Consider the following 16,359-nt stretch of genomic DNA (forward strand, 5'->3'; position numbering starts at 1 on the left):
AAGCATGCGCGCAATTATTCTTGCGGCCGGGATGGGCTTGCGCCTCGTTCAGCCCGAAGGCCAGCAAAAGCCGAAGTGTCTGCTGCGGTTTGGTGATGCATCGCTGCTGGAGCGTCATCTGCACTTTTTGAAGGCCGCGAATGTCGATGAAGTCGTCTTCGTGACCGGCTTCAAGAGCGAGCAGATCGAGGCGGAACTCGCATCGATCGACTGGAAGCCGAAGACCGAAATCGTCGTCAACGACGAATTCACGCTCGGCAGCGTGCTGTCGGTGCACACCGCGCACGACGCGATGACGCGCGGCGGCGACGTCCTGCTGATGGACGCCGACGTGCTCTACGACGAACGCATTTTCGAGCCGCTCGTCGCGGGCGGCCCGGTGAATCGCCTGTTGATCGACCGCGATTTCGAAGCGGGCGACGAACCCGTGAAGCTGTGCGTCGACAATGGCGTGCCGGTCGAACTGCGCAAACAGGTCGCGGCGGGCCTGCAGTACGACACGATCGGCGAATCAGTTGGCTTTTTCCGCTTCGATCAGGCGACTGCCACGCGTCTCGCCGAAATCTGCGCGGATTATGTCGCGACCGGCCGCGCGAAGATGCCGCACGAAGAAGCGGTGCGCGACCTGTTGCTGGAGAATGTGCAAAACCCGTCCCACGTGTTCGATATCGCCGACGTGACCGGCGCACCGTGGATCGAAATCGATTTTCAGAACGACGTGAAGCGCGCGGCCGACGAAGTGCTGCCGCAATTGAACGCGCTGAGTCAGTTTGCAGGAGCATCACAACAATGAACGCACCCGGAAACATTCCCGTCGGCTATTCGCGCACCATGCGTCTGCGCGAGATGCTGCAAAGCAATCGCCTCGAATTCCTGATGGAAGCGCACAACGGCATTTCGGCGCGCATCGCGAAGGAAGCGGGCTTCAAGGCGATCTGGGGCTCCGGCCTGTCGATTTCCGCGCAATTCGGCGTGCGCGACAACAACGAAGCGAGCTGGACGCAGGTCGTCGACAACCTCGAATTCATGGCCGACGCGAGCGATCTGCCGATCCTGCTCGACGGCGACACCGGCTACGGCAACTTCAACAACGTGCGCCGGCTCGTGAAGAAGCTGGAGCAGCGCGGCATCGCGGGCGTGTGCATCGAGGACAAGCAGTTTCCGAAGACCAACAGCTTCATCAACGGCGAGGCGCAGCCGCTCGCCGACATCGACGAGTTCTGCGGCAAGATCAAGGCCGGCAAGGATTCGCAGAGCGATCCGAACTTTTCGATCGTCGCGCGCGTGGAAGCGCTGATCGCGGGCTGGGGCATGGAAGAAGCGCTCAAGCGCGCCGAGGCGTATCGCCAGGCGGGCGCGGACGCGATCCTGATCCACAGCAAGCTCTCGAAGCCCGACGAGATCCTGACGTTCGCGCGCGAGTGGGCCGGTCGCGGTCCGCTCGTCATCGTGCCGACGAAGTACTACAGCACGCCGACCGACGCGTTCCGTCAGGCCGGCATCAGCTGCGTGATCTGGGCGAACCATCTGATTCGCGGCGCGGTCTCCGCGATGCAGGCGATCGCCAAGGAAATCCACGACAGCGAGACGCTCGTGAACGTGGAAGACCGCATCGCCTCGGTGAACGAGATCTTCCGTCTGCAGGACGCGGACGAGTACTCGGCTGCAGAAAACATTTATCTGAGCGCGGCCAACGAGAAGCGCAGCGCGATCGTGCTGGCCGCGAGCCGCGGCGCAGGCCTCGAAGCGCTCACCGAAGACCGTCCGAAGGTCATGCTGCCGGTCGCGGGCAAGCCGCTTCTGCGCCATCTGGTCGAAGCGTTCAAGAAGGAAAGCATCAACGACATCACCGTGGTGGGCGGTTATCGCGCCGATGCGATCGAAAAGGGCGGCATCCGCGTCGTCGTCAACGAGAAGCACGAATCCACGGGCGAACTCGCGTCGCTCGCGTGCGCGGTCGGGCACATGAACGGCGATACCGTGATTTCCTACGGCGACCTGTTGTTCCGCAGCTACATCCTGCGCGATCTGACCGAGTCCGACAGCGACTTCTGTGTGGTCGTCGATTCGTCGCAGACGCCGCAGACGGGCGCGAGCGCAACCGACTTCGCATACTGCTCGACCGCCGACGACCGCGCGCTGTTTGGCCAGAAAGTCTGGCTGGAAAGCGTGGTCGGCGCGGGCCAGGCGTTGTCCGACGGCCGCGCGCCGCAAGGCCGCTGGATGGGTCTCATCAAGGTGCGCGCGGGTGCGCGTGAACGTCTGCTCGCGACGCTGCAAGCATTGCAACAGCGCGCCGATTTCGACACGCTCGACACGGCCGCGCTGCTCAACGCGTTGCTCGCGGCCGGTCAGAAGATCGAAGTGCAATACGTGCACGGTCACTGGCGCGGCGTGAACGATCTCGACGATTTCCGTCGCGCGGGCGATTTCGCGCACGGTCAGACGCCGATCGGTTCGGAAGGCTCGGAGAACGCGCGTGATTGAGGCCGCCCAGTTCGTCGAAGCCGCGCGCGAGCGTGGTTTCGACTGGTACGCGGGCGTGCCGTGCTCGTTTCTCACGCCCTTCATCAACTACGTGTTGCAGGATGAATCGCTGCATTACGTATCGGCGGCGAACGAAGGCGATGCGGTCGCGCTGATAGCGGGCGTCGCGTTGGGCGGCGGGAAGAAGCGTCGTGGCATCGCGATGATGCAGAACTCGGGTCTCGGCAACGCGGTGAGTCCGCTGACGTCGCTCACCTGGACGTTCCGGCTGCCGCAACTGCTGATCGTCACATGGCGCGGCCAGCCCGGCGTGCACGATGAACCGCAGCACGCGCTGATGGGCCCGATCACCCCGCAGATGCTCGAGACGATGGAGATTCCGTGGGAACTGTTCCCGACGGAAGCCGACCAGATCGGCCCGGCGCTCGATCGCGCGACGGCGTACATGGACAGCACCGGCCGTCCGTATGCGCTCGTCATGCAGAAGGGCAGCGTCGCGCCTTACGAGTTGAAGAAGACGGGCTTGTCGGGCGTGCGTGCCAATGCGCGTCCGGCGGCCGTGCAGCGCTTCGAAGGCGAGCGCGTCACGCGTCACGACGCGCTGCAAAGAGTCATCGCCAGCACGCCGGCGGATTCGACGGTCGTGCTCGCATCGACGGGCTTTTGCGGCCGCGAGTTGTACGCGATCGATGACCGCGCGAACCAGCTCTATCTGGTCGGCTCGATGGGCTGCGTCACGCCGATGGCGCTCGGCCTCGCGCTCTCGCGCCCCGATCTGCGCGTGGTCGCGCTCGACGGCGACGGCGCGGCGCTCATGCGTATGGGCGTGTTCGCGACGCTCGGCGCGTACGGTCCGTCGAATCTGGTTCACTTGCTGCTCGATAACGGCGCGCACGAATCGACGGGCGGCCAGGCGACCGTTTCGCGCGAAGTCGATTTCGCGTCGATCGCCTCGGCGTGCGGCTACGCGCTCGCGCTCGACGGCGACGACATCGGCGTGATCGATCGTCTCTTCGACGCGAAGGATGTCGACGGCGCCCGTTTCGCGCGTCTGTCGATTCGAACCGGCACGCCCGGCGACCTGCCGCGCCCGAAGGTCACGCCCGAGGACGTGCGCGCGCGCTTGCAACAACACATTGGAGGCCGTTGATGCTGCTGCTCAATCCGGGTCCTGTCACGCTGAGCGAACGCGTGCGCAGGAGCCTGCTGCAAACCGACTTGTGCCATCGCGAGCCGGAGTTCTTCGATCTTCAGGATGAGGCGCGCCAGCGTCTCGTCGCCGCTTACGAGCTCGATCCGGCCGTCTGGAGCGCCGTGCTCATGACGGGCTCGGGCACCGCCGCGGTCGAAAGCATGATCGCCGGTCTCGTGCCGGAAGGCGGGCGTCTGCTCGTCGTGGAAAACGGCGTGTATGGCGATCGCATCGCGCAGATCGCGCGGCAGTATCACATCGACCACGAAGTCGTGAAGTACGAGTGGATGCAGGCGCCGGACATCGACGCGATCATCGCGCGGCTCGACAGCGACAAGTTCACGAACGTCGCGATCATCCATCACGAAACGACGACGGGCCGCCTGAACGCGATCGATCAACTGTCGCGCGCGTGCGGCGAGCGCGGCATCGGCCTGCTGCTCGACGCGGTGAGCAGCTTCGGCGCTGAAGCGATCGATTTCGACGGCGGCGGCATCGCCGCGATCGCCGCGACCGCGAACAAGTGTCTGCACGGCGTGCCGGGCGCGGCGTTCGTCATCGCCCGACGTGACGCGCTGAAGCAGGCCGCGAGCCGCAACTACTACCTCGGCATCGCGCGCCTCGCGAAGCTGCAGGACGAGCGCAACACGCCGTTCACGCCGTCCGTGCATGCGTACTATGCGCTGGTCGAAGCGCTGCGCGAGTTCGAGGAAGAAGGCGGCTGGCGTGCGCGTCACGCGCGCTATGCGCGGCTGGCGGAGCAGGTGCGCGCGGGGCTGGCGTCGCTGGGTATCGAGAGCGCGTTGCCGCCGGAGGAGTCGTCGGTGGTGTTGCGGGCGTATCGGCTGCCTGCGGGCGTGACGTATGAAACCCTGCACGATGCGCTCAAGGCCAAGGGTTTCGTGATCTACGCGGGGCAGGGCGGTTTCTCGAAGGAACTGTTCCGCATTTCGACGATGGGCGCGCTCGATCCGAACGATATGGACCGGTTGATTTCGTCGTTCGTGGCGCTGCTGCGCTAAGTCACTGCTTGCAAAAAATCGCCGTGATGAAAGGCGCGACGTGGTGCACATCCGCGTCGCTGCCTGCGGCGCGCACCTGCTGTTCGACCTCTTTATCGCCGCCCCACACGACCGTGCCGTAAGCCGAATCGGCGATCGGCTCGCCCTTGCCGGGCCTGAAGATCGGATCATCCTTCTGGTACGCGACGACCACGTAGACCTTGAAGCCATAAGCCGTCAGCGTCGCGCCTTTCACGGGCTTGAACGCGTTGACGGAGTTCGGCTCCACGCGCATCGGCTTGGTTTCCAGCAGTCCTTCCCGCTGCAACGGCGCGACGAAATCATGCGCTGTCGATTTGCAATCGAGTTGCGCGTCGATCGATTTCGCGTGCGCGAGCGGACCGAGTGACGCGAGCGTCACGGCCAGGGCGATTCGGTAGAGTCGGGCGACGTGCTTCATGTTGACGCGATGTTCAGGACAGCTTGCACTTTAGCGACATTGCAAGGAATCTGCACGAATCGTTGAGCGAATCGACGCGGGCGCGTGGTCGAGCCAACCAAAAAGCGGCCCGCAGGCCGCTCGTCGGATGAATCGTCGATGGCGTCTCAGGCCGCCAGCTCCAGCTTCGCCGTATTGCGCGTGTCGCGCGAATGCACGCGCTTGCCCGCAGCATACGTTTCGAACACCGCGCGATCGTCGCCGAGCAGCGCGAATGCGAACAGCAGTTCTTCCAGCGATTCCGTACGCGACGTGCGGCGCGCGAGCAGCGGCGTCGCGTTCGGATCGAGGACGACGAAATCCGCTTCGCTGCCGGAGCTAAGCGTGCCGATCTTGTCGTCGAGTTCGAGCACCTGCGCGGCGCCCGTGGTGGTGAGCCAGAACATGCGCGTCGCGGTCAGATGATGGCCAGTCAGGCGCGCGATCTTGTGCGCGGCGCCCATCGTCTGAAGCATTGAGAACGACGTGCCGCCGCCGACGTCCGTCGCCATCGCGACCGGCATGTTCGACGCGCCCGCCTTCTCGAAGTCGAACAGGCCGCTGCCGAGGAACAGGTTCGACGTCGGGCAGTGCGACGCCACCGCGCCGGTTTCCGCCATGCGCTCTCGGTCGCGGTCATCGAGATAGATGCAGTGACCGTACACCGCGCGGCGGCGCAACAGACCGTAGTGATCGTAAATGTCGAGATAGCTGCGATGTCCCGGAAAGAGGCTCTCGACCCATTTGATCTCGTCCGTGTTTTCCGCGACGTGACTCTGGATGAACACGTCCTGATGCTTCTGCGCGAGCGCGCCGCAGGCTTCGAGTTGCGCTTCCGTCGAGGTCGGCGCGAAACGCGGTGTCAGCGCGTATTGCTGACGTCCGCGGCCATGCCAGCGCGCGATGAGTTCGGCGCTGTCGTCGTAGCCGGATTGCGCCGTGTCGCGCAGGAACTCGGGGCAGTTGCGATCCATCAGCACCTTGCCCGCGACCATGCGCAGATTGCGCGCCTCGCTTTCGGTGAAGAAGGCGTCGGCGGATTGCTTGTGTACGGTGCAATAGACGAACGCCGTCGTCGTGCCGCAGGCGAGCAGCTCGTCGATGAAAAAGCTCGCCGTTTCACGCGCGACCGCCGGATTCTCGAAGCCGCGCTCGGTCGGGAAGGTGTACGTGTTCAGCCACGGCAACAGGCCCGGCGCGGGCGACGCGATCATGTCCGTCTGCGGATAGTGAATGTGCGAGTCGATGAAACCCGGCACGATCAGCTTGTCGCGCATGGTGTGAACGGTCGCGTCGGGGCTGAGCTTGTCACGGATCGACGCATACGCGCCTGCCGCGACCACTTTCCCGTCCTCGACGATCAAAAGGCCATCGGCCTCGTAGACCGCGCCGTCAGCGGCATGCGCGGGATCTTCCCGGAAGGTCAGCAACTGGGCGCGATAGGCGGTTTGAGTCATGATGCAACGTCTCCGATTTCTAGGATTAAAGCTGTGAAAGCAGCACTAAAGAGAAAGCCGCGATGATCCACATCGCCGGCTTGATTTCCTTCGCGCGCCCCGTCGCCGACTTCAGCACGACGAACGCGAGAAAGCCGTACGCGACGCCATCGGTGATCGAGTAGGTCAGCGGGATCAGGATCATCGCGAGGAACGCGGGAATGGCTTCGTCGAAGCGATGCCATTCGATCTGCGTGATCGCTTCCATCATGAACACGCCGACGAGCACAAGTGCGGGCGCGGTCGCGATCGCCGGCACGAGCGACAGAAGCGGCGAAAGGAACAGGAACGGCAGGAAGCACAATCCGGCGACGACCGCGACGAGACCCGTGCGCCCGCCCGCCGAGATGCCCGCCGCCGATTCGATATACGCGTTCGCCGGGCTCGTGCCGAGCGGCGCGGAGATGAGCGCGGAAAAGGAATCGACCATCATCGACTGGCGGATGTTGCGCGGGTTGCCGTCGCGGTCGTAGAGCTTGCCGGCTTCCGAGATCGCCATGAACGTGGAGAGCGCGTCGAAGAACGACGTGAACAGCATCACGAAGATGAACGGCCAGTAGATGACCTTCAGCGAGCCGACGAGATCGAGCTGACCAACCGCCGAGAAATCCGGCGCGGAAATGAGGCCGTTCCAGTTGACGAGCGTCTTGGTGGCGATGGCGGCGGGCCAGTACGCGGTGCCGTCGCCATAGAAGCGGCCGATGGGAATCGCGATGATCGTCGTGAACACGATGCCGAGCATCAGCGCGCCGGTGACCTTGCGCGCGACGAGAATCGTCGTGACGGCGAGGCCGACGAGGAACGTGATGACAACTGGATTCAGCGACGCCGAATGCACGATCGTCACCGGATCGCCGACGACGAACTTCGCGTTCACCAGACCGATGAGGCTGATGAACAGACCGATGCCGCACGACACCGCGTGCCGCAGATTCGCGGGAATCGCATCGACGACGAGCTTGCGCGCGTTGAACACCGCGAGCACCGCAAAGATCACGCCGGACCAGAACACGCAGCCGAGCGCGGTCTGCCACGGCATCTTGCCGCCGTGGACCATGACGAACGCGAAGAGCGCGTTCATGCCCATGCCCGGCGCGACGAGCACCGGATTGCGCGCGTACAGGCCCATCGCGCAACTGCCGAGAAAGCTGACGATGACGGTTGCCGTCAGCGCGGCCGGGAAGGGCACGCCCGCCTGCGAAAGAATGCCCGGATTGACGACGATGATGTACATCGCCGTGAGGAACGTCGTGATGCCCGCGACGATTTCCGTCTTCGTGCGCGAACCCGCCGCGCGGATGCCGAAGAAGCGTTCGAGCGCGGTCGTGTCCTGTTGTGGTGTGGTTGCTGTCGTTTCCATGCGCTTTACTGCTTCCAGTGCTGATCCAGGCGCGCGACCATTGCGTCGCGTTCTTCTTCGGTGACGAACGAGGCTTCGAGGCTGTTCTTCAACAGCGTGTAGACCTCGTGATCCGTGAGCTTCAACGCATCGACGATCGCGAAGTAATTCGCGTTGACGTAGCCGCCGAAGTACGCGGGATCGTCGGAGTTGATCATCACCGCGACGCCCTGATCGAGCAGGTCTTTCAGCGTGTGCTTGGTCATGTCGTCGAACACGCAGAGCTTGAGGTTCGACAGCGGGCACACGGTCAGGGCGATGCGCGCATCCGCGAGACGCGCGACGAGCGCCGCGTCCTCGATGCTGCGCACACCGTGATCGACGCGATCCACTTTCAGCAGATCGAGCGCTTCATAGACATACGACGGCGGGCCTTCCTCGCCCGCATGCGCGACGAGCTTCAGGCCGCGCTCACGCGCCTTCGCGAACACGCGCTCGAACTTCGAGGGCGGATGGCCGCGCTCCGACGAATCCAGCCCGACGCCGATCAGCCGATGCGCGTACTTGTCGAACAATGGCAACGCGCTTTCATACGTCGCGAGCGCGTCTTCTTCGGAAAGATGGCGCAGGAAACAGAGAATCAGCTTGCTGGAAAGACCGCGCTTTTCACCATCGGCCAATGCGGCATCGATGCCCGCGACGACCGTTTCGATCGGCACGCCGCGTTCCGTATGCGTCTGCGGATCGAAGAAGATTTCCGTGTGCGCGACGTGGTCCGCGAGCGCGCGCTCGACGTAGGCCATCGTCATGTCGTAGAAGTCCTGCTCGGTGAGCAGCACGCTCGCGCCCGCGTAGTAGATGTCGAGAAACGATTGCAGATCGGTGAACGCATACGCGGCGCGCAGCGCATCGATCGAGTCGTACGCGAGCTCCACGTTGTTGCGCTTCGCGAGCGCGAAAATCAGCTCCGGTTCGAGCGACCCTTCGATATGGATATGCAGCTCCGCTTTTGGCGCGTGCGCAATCTTGTCGGCGAGTGTGGGATTCATGTGGGCTTTGTGGTGTTGGGGCTACGGTTGCGCCTGTGGGTCAGGCGGTCTGTTGCGACGACGCGTGGCTCGAAGCGTTGGCTTCGACCGCCTGCAGCAGTTGGGCTGCCGCTGCAACGGCGATCACTTCGGGCGCCTTGTCGACGATGCCGTCGATGCCGATCGGACACACCATCCGCGCGATGCGGGCCGGGTCGATGCCGCGCGCCGCGAGCCGGTGCTCGAACTGCTTCTTCTTCGTGAACGAGCCGATCATGCCGAAGAACGCAAAGTCGCCGCGTCTGAGGATGCATTCCGCCAGCGCGAGATCCACCGTGTGGTTGTGCGTCATCACGATGAAGTATGTGTGCGGCGGCGCGCGGTCGACGGCTTCGTCGGGTGCGTCGTTCGGCTCGATCGTCACGTTGTCAGGCACGAACTGCGGCGCGGGAAAGGCGGCGTCGCGCTCGTCGACCCAGGTCACGTGGCAGGGCAGTGTCGCGAGCACGCGCACGAGCGCGGCCCCGACGTGGCCCGCACCGAACAGCACGACCTGGAAGTCGCGCGGCGCGATGGTTTCGGTGAGCAGCGCGCCGCTCTCGTCGAAACCGGCGCCGTCCCACAGAAGGCAGTCGGTGTCGGTCGCGCCCGGTTCGGGATCGGAGAGCATCACGGCGTCGGGCATCGGCGCGAACGAGACGCTGCGCACGGTCGAGAGACCCTGCGCGGTGCGTTTCGACAGCGTCGTCACCCAGTTCAGATCGGCCACGTTGAGCCGCTCGAACGCCAGCACGACCGCGCCGCCGCAGCACTGGCCGAGGCTCGGGCCCAGAGCGAAACGCTCCAACCTGCGCATGCGCGGGCTGCGCATGCCGTCCTTCAGCACCTGCCGTGCGGTCTCGATGGCCTTCCATTCCAGATGGCCGCCGCCGATCGTGTAGCGCGCGTCCTCGCGCGTGACGATCATCTTCGTGCCCGGCTCGCGCGGCGCGGAGCCTTCGACACGCGCGACCGTCACGAGCACGACGGCGTCGCCGTGCGCGAGCAGGTGTTGCAGGTCGTTCAGCCAAACTTGCATCGAGTGAGCTCCAGAGGTGATGGTGTTTGCGTCGTCGCAGGCGCTAGTTTACCGGGGCGGGTTCGAAGGCTTCGACCGTCAGCGCGTCAAGAATTGCCTCGGGCGTCGCCGGCGCGCGCAGTTTCGGCGCATCGGCTGAATCCGGCACGGCGCAGGCGATCGCCGCGCGGATCGCGAGCAGCACCGAAAACGCCAGCAGGAGCGGTGGCTCGCCGACCGCCTTCGAGCGGAAAACGGTCGGTTCGGCGTTGTCGTTGCCCGCGTTGCGAAAGAGGGCGACGTTGAAGATTGCAGGCGCGTCGCTGACGGCGGGAATCTTGTAGGTCGACGGCGCGTGCGTCATCAGACGCCCGTCGCGGTTCCACCACAGTTCTTCCGTCGTGAGCCAGCCCATGCCCTGAATGAAGCCGCCTTCCACCTGACCGATATCGATGGCCGGATTGATCGAGCGTCCGGCGTCGTGCAGCAGATCGGCGCGCAACAGCTTCCATTCGCCGGTGAGCGTGTCGACGATCACCTCCGACACCGCCGCGCCATACGCGAAGTAGTAGAACGGATGGCCCTGCAGCGTTTTCGCGTCCCAGTGGACTTTCGGCGTCGAATAGAAACCGTCCGACCACAACTGCACACGCGCGAGATACGCGGCCGCGACGAGCTGATCGAACGGCATCTGACCGCCGTTCACTTCCACGACGCCGCCACGAAACCGCACATCCGACGCATTGCCGCCGAGCTGCTTCACCACGAGTTCGGAAAGCCGCGCGCGGATCTTGAGCGCCGCGTCCTCGGCGGCCTTGCCGTTCAGATCGCTGCCCGTCGATGCTGCCGTCGCCGAGGTATTCGCGACCTTTGACGTATCCGTCGCCGTCACGCGCACGCGCTGCAAGCCGATGCCGAGCACGCTCGCGACGACCTGCGCGACCTTCGTGTTGAGCCCCTGGCCCATTTCCGTACCGCCGTGATTGACGAGCACGGAGCCGTCCTTGTAGACGTGCACGAGCGCGCCCGCCTGATTCAGGAACGGCACGTTGAACGAGATGCCGAACTTGACCGGCGTGAACGCGATGCCGCGCCTGAGCACGCTGTTTTTCGCGTTGAACGCGGCGACTTCGGCGCGGCGTTTCTGATAATCGCTCGACGCGATGAGTTCGTCGGTCAGCGCCGCGATCACGTTGTCCGCGACCGGCTGGCCGTAAGGCGTCACGTTGCGATCGCCGATGCCGTAGTAATTCGCGCGCCGCACGTCGAGCGGATCGCGTTTCAGCCGATGCGCGATGTCATCGAGCATCACTTCCATCACGAGCGCACCTTGCGGTCCGCCGAAGCCGCGAAACGCGGTGTTCGACTGCGTGTTGGTCTTGCAGCACAGCGCGCGAATCTCGACATCGCTCAGGTAGTACGCGTTGTCGAAGTGACAGACGGCGCGCGTTGCGACCGCGCCCGACAAATCCGCCGAATAGCCCGCCCGCAACGCGATCTCGACGCGCGCGCCGACGATGCGGCCGTCATCGTCGAAGCCGCATTCGTATTCGTAGACCGCGTCGTGGCGCTTGCCGGTGATCATGAAGTCGTCGTCGCGGTCGGCGCGCAGCTTCACGGGGCGCTTCAGCAGATGCGCCGCGAGCGAGGCCACGCACGCGAACAGCGCCGATTGCGATTCCTTGCCGCCGAAGCCGCCGCCCATGCGCCGGCATTCGCACAGCACGGCATGGGTCGGCCAGCCGAGCATATGCGCGACGACCTGCTGCATCTCACTCGGATGCTGCGTCGAACTGTGGACGAGCATGCCGTCCTGCTCTTTCGGCATCGCATAGGCGACCTGGCCTTCGAGATAGAACTGCTCCTGGCCGCCCACTTCGAACTCGCCTTTCAAGCGATGCTTCGCCGCCGCGATGCGTGCGGCCGGATCGCCGCGCAGCAGATGCAGCGGCGGCAGCACGAACTGGTTGCGCGCCTTCGCTTCGCGCGGCGTGAGCACGGCTTCGAGCGGCTCGTAGCGCACCACATCCTCGCTTTTCGCGAGCGCGGCGGCGCGGCGCGCCAGATCGTGACTCTCGGCGATGACGGCGAACACCGGCTGGCCGAGGTACTGCACTTCATCGGTGGCGAGGATCGGGTCGTCGTGCAGCACCGGGCCGCAATTGTTCTCGCCGGGAATGTCGGCGGCTGTCAGCACCGCGACGACGCCGGGCGCTGCGCGCACCGCGTCCAGATCGAGCGCCACGATGCGCGCGTGAGCATGCCGCGACAGTCCGAGCGCCGCGTGAAGCGTGCCGCGCAGTTCGGGAATGTCGTCGATATAGACCGCTTCGCCGCTCACGTGCAGCGCCGCCGATTCGTGCGGCAGCGCGGCTCCGGCGGCATCGAGCGCGATCGGTTCTGTGACCTTGTTCATGGCTGCTCCTCGGAAGCCGCATGCGCCTGGTATGCGAAGGCGCTCACGTCGGCGAGCGCGAGCGGCGCATCGCGGCGCGTTTCCAGATAGAAGCGCCACAGGACGTTGCGCGCCACCTTCGCGCGATACGCGCTCGACGCGCGCATGTCGGTGAGCGGCTGGAAATCGGCGTCGAGCGCGGCCATCGCGGCGCGCGCCGTGTCTTCGGTCCAGTCGCCGCCGATCAGCGCCGCTTCCGCCTGCGTCGCGCGTTTCGGCGTCGCGGCCATGCCGCCGAACGCGATGCGCGCATCCGTCACGCGATGCTGCGCGTCGAGCGTGATCGCGAACGCGGCGCACACCGCCGAGATGTCCTGGTCGTAGCGCTTCGCCACCTTGTAGGTGCGAAAGCGCAGCGCCGCGACCGGGCGCGGCACGCGGATCGACGCGACGAATTCGCCTGCGTCGAGCGCGGTTTTCTGATAGCCGAGATAGAACGCATCGAGCGGCACCGTGCGGGTCTTGTCGGCCTTTTGCAGCACGAGTTCCGTCTTAAGCGCGATCAGTGCGGGCATCGAATCGCCGATCGGCGAGCCATTCGCGACGTTGCCGCCGAGCGTGCCCGCATTGCGGATCGGCCGCGACGCGAAGCGCGTCCACAGTTCGGCGAGTTCGGGATAGTCGGCGGCGAGCGCGGCGTAGGCGTCCTCCAGCGAGGCCGCCGCGCCGATGCTCAGCGTCTGCGCGTCGCGCTCGATGGTCTTCAGTTCGTCGACGTTGCCGATGTAGAGCAGGTCGCCGAGATCGCGGAATTGCTTCGTCACCCACAGGCCGACGTCGGTGCTGCCCGCGAGCAGCCGCGCGTTCGGCTGCGATGCGCGCAAGCGCGCGAATTCGGCGCGCGTGACGGGGGCCTGGAACGTGTGCGGACCGGATGCATCGGACCCGCGATATTCGAACGTCTGCGTGCGCTTCAGTGCAAGCAACTGTTGCGTCAGCGCGTCGGCATCGAAGGGCGGGCGCGGGTAGTCGAACATGCGCTGCGCGGCATCGACGATCGGCCGATAACCCGTGCAGCGGCACAGATTCCCCGACAACGCCGCGGCGATGTCATCGCGCGACGGCGCTCCCGCATCGCGCGGATGGCTGTGATAGAGCGCCCACAGGGACATCGCGAAGCCGGGCGTGCAGAAGCCGCACTGCGAGCCGTGACAATCGACGAGCGCCTGCTGCACCGGATGCAGCGCGCCATCCTCGCCGCGCAGGTCCTCGACGGTGAAGAGGGCGCGCGAATCGAGCGTCGGCAGAAACTGGATGCAGGCGTTGACGGCCTTGAGCGCGAGCGCGCCGGCGGCGTCGAGTTCGCCGATCACGACGGTGCACGCGCCGCAATCGCCTTCCGCGCAGCCTTCCTTCGTGCCGGTGCAAAGCGCGGTCTCGCGCAGATGCTGAAGCACCGTGCGCGTGGTGGGAGCGTCGCCGATCTCGCGTACGGCGCCGCGTTGGAGAAAGCGGATGGTTTGCGTTGTCATGAGTGAAAAGACATTGCGGACCGGGCGCGCGTTACGCGGTTTCCGTTCGCCTCATGGGTTGCATGAGAAAGCTGCCTTTGAGCGAATCGGACTGCGCGCACGTAGATCGCCATCCAGACACGAACATATCACCGCAATATCCCAAAAATATTGCCGGGCACGTATCAAGATTATGCGGATGCGCTGATGCGGGAAAGGGAAAGCGCGTGGAGCGGGGTGCAGCGGGGAAGAACGGGCGACCGCGAACGGGCCGCCCGGAAATAATTACCGTACCGCGGTGCGCAGATTGCGCTTCAGACGCAGACTCGCCGCGACCAGTACGAAAATCAGCGCGAACGCGATCAGCGACCACTGCGGCAGGGACAGCCCGAGGATCGGCGGATAGGGCGTCTCGCACAGGCCCGCCACCTTGAACACCTGCGGCAGCCACGCGGCGGGCGGCAGGCCGTCGACGATCGGCTGAAGCGCGTCGAAGCCGCAACTGAAGCCGGGATGCGACTGCACGTAGACGTGGCGCGCCGCCGTGGCGATCCCGCCGAGCGCCGAGATGGCGACGAGCGTTTCGAACAGCGCGATGCCGCGCCAGTTGCGGAAGATCGCGCCGATGAACGCGAAGATCGCGACCAGCACGAAGAAATAGCGCTGAATGATGCACAGCGGGCAGGGATCTTCGTTATGGAAGAACTGCAGATAGAGCGCGCCGCCGACCAGGCCGAGACTGACGAAACCGAGCAGCACGAGGAGGCGCCGCTCGCGCCGCACCGCCCGGTCGTCCTGATGCATCGTGAAGTGATGTAAAGAGTTGTTCATTGTTTCGCAACGATTCGAGAAGGAAGCACCTGAGTTGCGCCGGTAGAGCGGTGAATTCTAGCGCGAACGCCCGATGCGCAAAATCCGCCGCCGATTTTCAGGCGTTCAGCGCGTCGTCGCGAGCACCGCTTCGACCGCGCGTCCGATCGACAGCAACGCGTCGTCGGAGTTAGGCGCACCCGCGAGCATCAGGCCGACAGGCGCTTCGCCGCGCGGATGGCAAGGCAGCGACAGCGCGCACGCATCGAGAAAGTTGAAGGTCGTCGGGTTGCGCAGGATCAGCGCGTTGGCGCGCGTGAAGGCGTCGTCGTCGGCTTCCAGATCGGCGATGCGCGGCGGCAGCACTGGCACCGTCGGGCAGACGATGGCGTCGAAACGCTGCCAGAGCGTCGTGCGGGCCTCTTCGATCATCGCGGCGCGCGCCTCGCAGAGGTCGATGTAATCCGCCGCGCTTGCCGCCTCGGCGCGCTTCAGCCGCGCGAGCACGCGCGGATCGTATTCGCCGCCGCGCTCGGCCATCAGTTTCCGATGCCACGCATGGGCTTCGATCGCGACGAGCGGGTAGCGATTGATCTCCGGCAGCCGGTCGAGCGATGCAAAACGCACGTCTTCGACGAGCGCGCCCGCCGCGGCGAGATGATTGACGGCTGCGGCGACCGCGTTGGCGACGGGCGCTTCGACGCCATCGGTCACGTAGTTCGTCAGCACGCCCAGGCGCACGCCGTCGAGCGGACGCGTCGCGGGCACGCCGGGATCGCGGCCCGCGAGAATGCGGTCGACGAGCGCGCAACACGCAACCGACACGCCGATCGGCCCGAACGAGTCGAGCGACTTCGATAGCGGCACGCCGCCTTGCTTCGGAATGCGGCTCGCGGTCGGCTTGAAGCCGGTGATGCCGCACAGCGCGGCGGGAATGCGGATCGAGCCGCCGGTGTCGGTGCCGAGCGCGATCGCGGCCATGCCATCCGCGACCGATGCCGCCGCGCCCGACGAAGAACCGCCCGCGATGCGCGCGTCGCCCGGCACGTCGGCGCGCCACGGGGAACGCGGCGTGCCGTAATGCGGATTCAGGCCAAGGCCGGAGAACGCGAATTCGCTCATGTTGGTGCGCCCGACCAGCACCGCGCCCGCGCGGCGCAGACGCGCGACGGCGACGGCATCGGCCTTCGCGGGCGCGGCGTCGCGCAGCGCCTTCGAACCGGCGCGCGTCACCTGGCCTTCGATGTCGAACAGATCCTTGATCGACACGGGAATGCCCGCAAGCGGCGACAGCACGGTGCCGGCGCGGCGCAGCGCATCGTGCGCGTCGGCGGCGGCGCGGGCGTGTTCTGCATCGACATGCATGAAGACGGTCGAACCTTGGCCCGACGGATCGGCGATGCGCTCGAGCGCTGCCTCGACGAGCGCGCGGCTCGTCGTGCGGCCGCTTTTGAGATCGGCGGCGAGTTGTGCTAGAGGGGCGAACTGCGGCGAAGTGGTCGGCATGGCGTCGGGCAGTGGCTTGGCCGCGTGCGAGAAGTCCGGGCGCGCCCGGCGCTTCGCAT

The 16,359-nt window shown here is 65.5% G+C and carries 13 protein-coding genes; 4 read left to right on the plus strand and 9 right to left on the minus strand.

The genetic code is table 11. The annotated features are described in order from the left end of the window. Positions 1-4: 4 nt before the first annotated feature. Genes BTHE68_RS03445 through BTHE68_RS03460 form a run of 4 tightly spaced genes read left to right on the plus strand, consistent with a single transcriptional unit; the run spans position 5 to position 4,701 of the window. Positions 5-793, plus strand: coding sequence for a phosphocholine cytidylyltransferase family protein (locus tag BTHE68_RS03445; RefSeq protein WP_162065148.1), 789 nt, complete (start codon positions 5-7; stop codon positions 791-793). Continuing rightward, positions 790-2,487 carry a phosphoenolpyruvate mutase gene (gene aepX / locus BTHE68_RS03450; protein WP_162065149.1) on the plus strand — a complete coding sequence of 566 codons (1,698 nt, stop codon included), beginning with the start codon at positions 790-792 and terminating at the stop codon, positions 2,485-2,487. The genes BTHE68_RS03445 and aepX overlap by 4 nt, the downstream gene beginning before the upstream one ends. After that, positions 2,480-3,637, plus strand: a complete 1,158-nt coding sequence (gene aepY, locus BTHE68_RS03455; protein WP_162065150.1) for a phosphonopyruvate decarboxylase — start codon at positions 2,480-2,482, stop codon at positions 3,635-3,637. Before aepX ends, aepY begins: the two co-directional genes overlap by 8 nt. Beyond that, on the plus strand, positions 3,637-4,701 hold the full coding sequence (locus BTHE68_RS03460) for a 2-aminoethylphosphonate aminotransferase (RefSeq protein WP_162065151.1): 1,065 nt from the start codon (positions 3,637-3,639) through the stop codon (positions 4,699-4,701). The genes aepY and BTHE68_RS03460 overlap by 1 nt, the downstream gene beginning before the upstream one ends. 1 nt (position 4,702) lies before the next feature. Here the strand turns inward: BTHE68_RS03460 and BTHE68_RS03465 are convergent, their stop codons facing one another. From BTHE68_RS03465 to BTHE68_RS03505, 9 genes are all read right to left on the minus strand, one after another. Next, the gene (locus tag BTHE68_RS03465) at positions 4,703-5,140 is read right to left on the minus strand and encodes a hypothetical protein (protein WP_174257984.1); all 438 of its coding nucleotides are present in this window, start codon (positions 5,138-5,140) and stop codon (positions 4,703-4,705) included. A 146-nt stretch (positions 5,141-5,286) separates the two neighbouring features. Next, positions 5,287-6,615 carry a guanine deaminase gene (gene guaD / locus BTHE68_RS03470; RefSeq protein WP_162065152.1) on the minus strand — a complete coding sequence of 443 codons (1,329 nt, stop codon included), beginning with the start codon at positions 6,613-6,615 and terminating at the stop codon, positions 5,287-5,289. A 25-nt stretch (positions 6,616-6,640) separates the two neighbouring features. Beyond that, positions 6,641-8,014 carry an NCS2 family permease gene (locus BTHE68_RS03475; RefSeq protein WP_162065153.1) on the minus strand — a complete coding sequence of 458 codons (1,374 nt, stop codon included), beginning with the start codon at positions 8,012-8,014 and terminating at the stop codon, positions 6,641-6,643. A 5-nt stretch (positions 8,015-8,019) separates the two neighbouring features. Further along, positions 8,020-9,042 carry an adenosine deaminase gene (locus BTHE68_RS03480; RefSeq protein WP_162065154.1) on the minus strand — a complete coding sequence of 341 codons (1,023 nt, stop codon included), beginning with the start codon at positions 9,040-9,042 and terminating at the stop codon, positions 8,020-8,022. A gap of 40 nt (positions 9,043-9,082) precedes the next feature. Then, on the minus strand, positions 9,083-10,099 hold the full coding sequence (gene xdhC / locus BTHE68_RS03485; RefSeq protein WP_162065155.1) for a xanthine dehydrogenase accessory protein XdhC: 1,017 nt from the start codon (positions 10,097-10,099) through the stop codon (positions 9,083-9,085). Positions 10,100-10,142: 43 nt separating this feature from the next. Further along, positions 10,143-12,494, minus strand: a complete 2,352-nt coding sequence (gene xdhB, locus BTHE68_RS03490) for a xanthine dehydrogenase molybdopterin binding subunit (protein ID WP_162065156.1) — start codon at positions 12,492-12,494, stop codon at positions 10,143-10,145. Continuing rightward, positions 12,491-14,005 carry a xanthine dehydrogenase small subunit gene (gene xdhA / locus BTHE68_RS03495; protein WP_162065157.1) on the minus strand — a complete coding sequence of 505 codons (1,515 nt, stop codon included), beginning with the start codon at positions 14,003-14,005 and terminating at the stop codon, positions 12,491-12,493. Before xdhA ends, xdhB begins: the two co-directional genes overlap by 4 nt. A gap of 264 nt (positions 14,006-14,269) precedes the next feature. Beyond that, complete coding sequence (locus tag BTHE68_RS03500; protein WP_162066768.1) at positions 14,270-14,788, minus strand: disulfide bond formation protein B; 519 nt, start codon at positions 14,786-14,788, stop codon at positions 14,270-14,272. Between the two features lie 132 nt (positions 14,789-14,920). Next, a complete protein-coding gene (locus BTHE68_RS03505; RefSeq protein WP_162065158.1) occupies positions 14,921-16,300 on the minus strand; it encodes an amidase in 1,380 nt (459 codons plus the stop codon). Positions 16,301-16,359 lie beyond the last annotated feature (59 nt).

It is taken from the genome of Burkholderia sp. THE68, assembly GCF_009938265.1.
In the GTDB taxonomy this organism is placed as follows: domain Bacteria; phylum Pseudomonadota; class Gammaproteobacteria; order Burkholderiales; family Burkholderiaceae; genus Caballeronia.